A 1398-nucleotide genomic window follows, 5' to 3' on the forward strand; every position below is an offset into this window, starting at 1 on the left:
GATCTGAAGATCGGTCAGCGGACGGGCCTGGCACAGCTTGACGCCCTCGGCGGGACCGGCCTGAACCCCCTGCCCGCGCACCATCGCCTCGCCCGCCGCGATTCCGCCTTCGCAGGACGAACACACGCCCTTGCGGCATGAGTAGGGAATGGCGTAGCCCGCGCGATCAGCCGCGTCGAGGACGGTTTCGTCCTCTTCGCAGTCGAAGCCGATATCGTCATGGTCGGTGACGGTTATACGAAAACTCACTGAATACCTCCGACAAGCCTGATCGCGGCGACCGCCGCATCGCTGGACGCCTGACCCTTACCCGCAATATCGAACGCCGCACCGTGCCCGACACTGGAAAAGACCAGCCCGGAGCCGATCGACATCGCCGCCGAACTGCGCCCGGCCAGCAGCTTGACCGGGATATGGCCCTGATCGTGATACATGGCGACAAAGGCATCATAGCCTTCGCGCACCAGCATCACGTCGGCGCCTTCCGGCCCGTGCGCGTCGATCCCCTGCGCGCGCAGCCGTTCGATGGCGGGGGTGACGATGCGGTCGTCCTCATCCCCGAAAAGCCCGCCCTCGCCCGCATGGGGGTTGATCCCGAACAGCCCGATGCGCGGGGCGTCGATCCCCAGACCGCTGAGCGCCTGATGCGCGGCCAGCGTGGCGCGTTCGATCAGTTCCGGCGTCAGCCGGTCGAGCGCGGTGTGAATGCCTTCATGCAGCGTCACATGCACGACCCGAAGCCCGCCGCCGATCAGCATCAGGAAAACCGAATCCTCGCCGGTGCCCAGAAGCTCGGACAGAAGGTTGGGATAGCCCGAAAATGTCCGCCCGCTGGCATTGACCGCCGTTTCCGAATGTGGGCAGGCCACGATGCCGCGGCCGGTGCCGTCCTTGACCAGCGTCACCGCGCGCTCGACATAGGCGACCGTCGCCCGCCCGCTGGCGGCGGTGGGTGTGCCGGGCGTCACATCGGCCGCGTCAAGCGCGCCCACCTCATGAAGATCGACGTGGCCGGGCGCGCCCCATTTGTCCATGGACGACTCAAGTGTGAAGCCCGCCGCCGCTACGACCGGCTCCACCAGATGCCGGTCGCCCACGATCACCGGGCGCAGCGTCGGATCGTCGGCCAGCGCGATAGCGGCCTTGGCCGCGACTTCCGGGCCGATCCCGTTGGCATCGCCAACGGTGATCAGCACTCTTTCCTTTTGCGCCGTCATTACAGCGGGAAACCGAGCAGCGTGTCGATCTGGTTGCTGTCCAGCACCACAGTGCGCGACACGATCTTGGCCTCGTCACCGACGATCCGGTAGCGGTCGATATAGCGCCCGGTGGCAAAAAGATCGGTCGGCCCCTCGCGGGTGATCCGGGCCACCATAAACGAAGTTTCCGAATCCACTT

The 1398-nt window shown here is 66.1% G+C and carries 2 protein-coding genes and 1 pseudogene; all 3 read right to left on the reverse strand.

Translation table 11 applies throughout. The annotated features are described in order from the left end of the window. Positions 1 to 249, reverse strand: a 249-nt coding sequence (locus A3764_RS18800; RefSeq protein ID WP_150122297.1) for a 2Fe-2S iron-sulfur cluster-binding protein, incomplete at its 3' end; no start/stop codon positions are given. Then, positions 246 to 1196 (reverse strand): PdxA family dehydrogenase, encoded by a 951-nt coding sequence (locus tag A3764_RS18805; protein ID WP_236628248.1) that lies wholly within the window; start codon positions 1194 to 1196, stop codon positions 246 to 248. The genes A3764_RS18805 and A3764_RS18800, both read right to left, overlap by 4 nt. A 20-nt stretch (positions 1197 to 1216) precedes the next feature. After that, a pseudogene (locus A3764_RS18810) lies at positions 1217 to 1398 on the reverse strand (aromatic-ring-hydroxylating dioxygenase subunit beta); the annotation flags it as partial.

Origin of the sequence: Sulfitobacter sp. HI0129 (assembly GCF_001635395.1) — a bacterium.
Lineage (GTDB): Bacteria > Pseudomonadota > Alphaproteobacteria > Rhodobacterales > Rhodobacteraceae > Sulfitobacter.